This window comes from Acetomicrobium mobile (assembly GCF_937920065.1).
This window is the reverse complement of sequence record NZ_CALETC010000230.1, coordinates 1-3,540: the sequence shown is the minus strand read 5'-3', so window position 1 is coordinate 3,540 and position 3,540 is coordinate 1. Positions and strand designations below refer to the sequence as shown.

The following is a 3,540-nucleotide window of genomic DNA, read 5'->3' as shown; positions in this document are numbered from 1 at the left end:
CGTCATTGGCAATATATTTATTGGATCTGTCCATGATTTTGGTTCGCTTGTGGCTTCGATCAGACATAAAGGCTTGTCCATCGGCGGCATCATCGATGCAAACGTCGGAAGGGCAGCCAAGAGGCTATTTTTGCTCTTCTCCTGGCTTACCCTAGTACTCATCATTGCGGCTTTTGCCAATATAGTAGCTGACACTTTTGTCTCTACCCCTGAAGCTGCTACGGCGTCGCTATTGTTTATTCCCTTAGCCATGGTTTTTGGATTTGCAATATACAGGAGAAATGCCCCATTGATCGTGAGCACTGTTGTTGGTGTTGCGCTTTTGGCGTTGTGCATATGGCTTGGGGTTGTCTTCCCACTGAAATTGTCCAAACAAGCGTGGTTGATAATATTGTCACTGTATATTGTAGTGGCTGCTATTTTGCCTGTGTGGATGTTGCTTCAGCCTAGAGACTACCTTAACTCTTTCTTGTTATATGCCATGATCCTGGGTGGGTTTATAGGCGTTCTCTTATACCATCCCAGGATAGCAATGCCAGCGGTGACTGCTTTTAAACATCCAACTCAAGGTTATCTTTTTCCAATGCTTTTCATAACGATAGCCTGCGGAGCTATATCGGGTTTCCACTCGCTTGTTGCTTCTGGTACTACGGCAAAACAGATTGACAAAGAAGGAGACGCAAAAGTAATCGGTTACGGTGGCATGTTGATAGAAGGTGCACTCGCAATTCTTGCTACTCTTACGGCAGTTTACCTAACTTCGGATGGTTATGCGGAACTTTTAAAAGGAGGACCTGTTAACGTATTTTCAACTGGGTTAGCTACCTTCATGACCAGCTTTGGCGTAGATGCTACGATGGGAAAAACCTTCACTGCCCTGGCTGTGTCGGCCTTTGCGCTTACCACTTTGGATACAGCAGGTCGACTTGGAAGATTTGCCTTTCAGGAATTCTTCCAGGAAACGTCTGCTACGGAGTCATCAACATCTGGAACGTCGATCCTTAGCAATAGATACGTTGCTTCCGTCATAACAATTGGCGTTTCAATTTACTTGGCCTTTACGAGTTGGGGATTAATATGGCCCATGTTTGGTTCTGCCAACCAACTTTTGGCAGGCGTGGCTTTCCTCGCAGTGGCTGCGTGGCTTGCCAACAAGGGAATGAATAACAAGATGTTAATAGCTCCGATGATATTTATGTTTGTAGTCACCCTTACAGCCCTGGTATTCTTGATCAAATCAAATATTGCAAAGGGAAACTATATATTGGTCTTCTTTGGAGCCCTTCTTTTTGTACTGGCAATTATCTTGATAGCATTAAGCTACAATGTTTTAACTGGAAAGAAGAAAGAGCAGCAGGCATAGTTCCTTTGATCCCCAGGGGAATGTGTTTTTCGTGGATTCCCCTGGGGATGTCGGGATCTGGAGTTTAAATGTGAATTTTTGTAATTTAATAAAGGGGGAACAGTGATGTGGAAAAAGGTGGCGGCCTTCTTTAAGGACTTTTTTGCCACCCTATTGAAGCCTATAAATAAAACTCACCCCATGGTGATGAAAGAGGCGCTCGATACTAATGATGCTTTTATGATCCTCGTTTTTGGCGATCTTCTAGGCATACCTAATCCAACATCTTATTACACTTTAGAGTTATTGCCTTACTTGGCTGACGATATAGAGCGTTGGCAGCAACGCATGGCGGTCAAAGGCACAGTCTTGGAAGAAAAGGCTGCGCAATTTGATTTCTGATGTTAAACTTTCACCCCGTTGGGGTGATTTCAAGGAAATTGGGAGGACGTGACACTATATGAGCGTGGCTGTTTTATTCGACAAAAAATACGTGTTTTTTGGAGGCAAGGGCGGCACTGGTAAAACAACTTGTGCCGCCGCTTTTTCTTTGAAAGCGTCAGAGAGGGGCAAGCGAATATTGCTGGTTTCCACCGATCCAGCTCACTCTTTGTCCGACATCTTCGATAAAACCATTGGTCCAAAGGGAGCTCAAATTTTAGATAATCTGTTTGCTCTTGAGGTAGATCCGGAAATCGAGGCTAAGAAATACATTGAAGGCGTCAAAAGACAGCTATCAGGTGCGGTCAGCAGCGTTGTAATTGATGCTCTGCAAAAACAAATTGATGCAGCCTACATGTCACCTGGTTCGGAGGAAGCGGCAATATTCGATAAGTTCATTGAAGTCATGGAAGAAGCGGAGAAATCCTTTGATATGGTGGTCTTCGATACCGCTCCTACGGGGCATACTTTAAGGCTCTTGTCCTTGCCCAAGCTTCTGGACCTGTGGATCAATGGCCTCATAGAAAAGCGCGAAAAGGCGTTAAAATTATTTCAAAGGGCATCCGGCGTTGTAAAAGAGGACCCGATTTTACGCATTTTGCAAAAGAGAAAAACCCTCTTTGAAAAGGCGTGGGACGTGTTAAGCGATCACGAAAAGACGGCCTTCGTCTTTGTGGTAACTCCGGAGCGATTGTCTGTCTTTGAGACGGAAAGAGCCCTTAAATATTTAGAAAGCTCGGGTATCAAGGTCGCCGGCATTGTGATCAACGGCGTTATCCCGCAGGAACTGAGCGGGAATTTCGTAGATAAGCGAAAAGAAGTTCAAGAAAAATACATAAATGTGATTTACGAAAAGTTTGGCGATAAGGTGTTGACAAAAATCGAGCTTCTTGACAAAGACGTGTGGGGTTTGATGGACCTTAGAATCATAGCGGACATGTTGATTGCGGGATAGGACATATTTATATTTAGCAAAAACAGTAGGGATAAAAGCACTTCCCTACTGTTTTATGAAAACTTCTAATGAAATTTTCATAAAGATTAACTTACGCTAAAGCTTTTGCTGCTCCAGGGTTTACCCCTAAAAGGTTCTCCTTCAACTAGCTCGATGAAGCGGGCGTGACACTTCGGGCACTTCATCACAGGGGGGACGTCTTCTACCTCAAATTCGTACTTACAAACGAGGCAGCGAAATTTTCTCATGATGACACCTCCCATCTTGCCTTTACTTATATTATACACAACTTTGGCCATTCGTGTTTTATAAAAATAGCGAGAATGCTATTACAAAGAGTAAAGAAGGGATCATGTTGAATACTTTAAAATGTTTTATATTTAATAGGGAAAGACTAAGTCCAAGAAGTAAGATCCCTCCAACTGCTGTTATGTTATCGATTAGCGTGTTTGATATGAAGTCGTTGAAGCAAAGGGTTCCCAAGGTGATTCCTCCTTGATACAGCAAAAGGGGAATTGCAGAAAAAAGCACTCCGACCCCTAAAGTGGAAGCCAGTGCAATTGAAGAGACTAAGTCCATCAAGGACTTGACCAGTAACAACCTGGGCGGCTTGCCGATTCCTTCTTCAAAAGCGCCCAATATCGCCATCGATCCCATGCAGAAAAGCAAAAAGGCAGTTAAAAACCCCTCGACCAAGTGGTCTCCGCCGAATTGAAATCCCTGCTCAATCATGTTAGTTCTCAAGCCCTTTAGTCCATTTTGCAACCTTTCTTCCAGTTCTAGTGCTTCCCCAACTATTGCG

Annotated in this window: 5 protein-coding genes; 3 read left to right on the top strand and 2 right to left on the bottom strand. The window is 43.8% G+C overall.

All coding sequences use genetic code 11. The annotated features are described in order from the left end of the window. From Q7P41_RS08725 to Q7P41_RS08715, 3 genes are all read left to right on the top strand, one after another. Positions 1–1,363: carbon starvation protein A (locus Q7P41_RS08725; protein WP_303883537.1), on the top strand; the 1,363-nt coding region annotated here is incomplete at its 5' end. Positions 1,364–1,468: 105 nt separating this feature from the next. Further along, positions 1,469–1,744, top strand: a complete 276-nt coding sequence (locus tag Q7P41_RS08720) for a hypothetical protein (RefSeq protein WP_303883535.1) — start codon at positions 1,469–1,471, stop codon at positions 1,742–1,744. A gap of 58 nt (positions 1,745–1,802) precedes the next feature. Further along, positions 1,803–2,738, top strand: coding sequence for an ArsA family ATPase (locus Q7P41_RS08715; protein WP_303883534.1), 936 nt, complete (start codon positions 1,803–1,805; stop codon positions 2,736–2,738). Between the two features lie 86 nt (positions 2,739–2,824). Here the strand turns inward: Q7P41_RS08715 and Q7P41_RS08710 are convergent, their stop codons facing one another. Continuing rightward, positions 2,825–2,986, bottom strand: coding sequence for a hydrogenase expression protein HypA/HybF (locus Q7P41_RS08710; protein ID WP_303883533.1), 162 nt, complete (start codon positions 2,984–2,986; stop codon positions 2,825–2,827). Between the two features lie 58 nt (positions 2,987–3,044). Further along, a partial coding sequence (locus Q7P41_RS08705; protein WP_303883531.1) for a DUF554 family protein occupies positions 3,045–3,540 on the bottom strand: 496 nt, incomplete at its 5' end.

What these genes read in the sequence shown, in the direction of transcription:
- Q7P41_RS08720 (WP_303883535.1), top strand. Translation starts at nt 1,469, where the DNA reads ATGTGGAAAAAGGTGGCGGCCTTCTTTAAGGACTTTTTTGCCACCCTA.
- Q7P41_RS08715 (WP_303883534.1), top strand. Translation starts at nt 1,803, where the DNA reads ATGAGCGTGGCTGTTTTATTCGACAAAAAATACGTGTTTTTTGGAGGC.
- Q7P41_RS08710 (WP_303883533.1), bottom strand. Translation starts at nt 2,986, where the DNA reads ATGAGAAAATTTCGCTGCCTCGTTTGTAAGTACGAATTTGAGGTAGAA.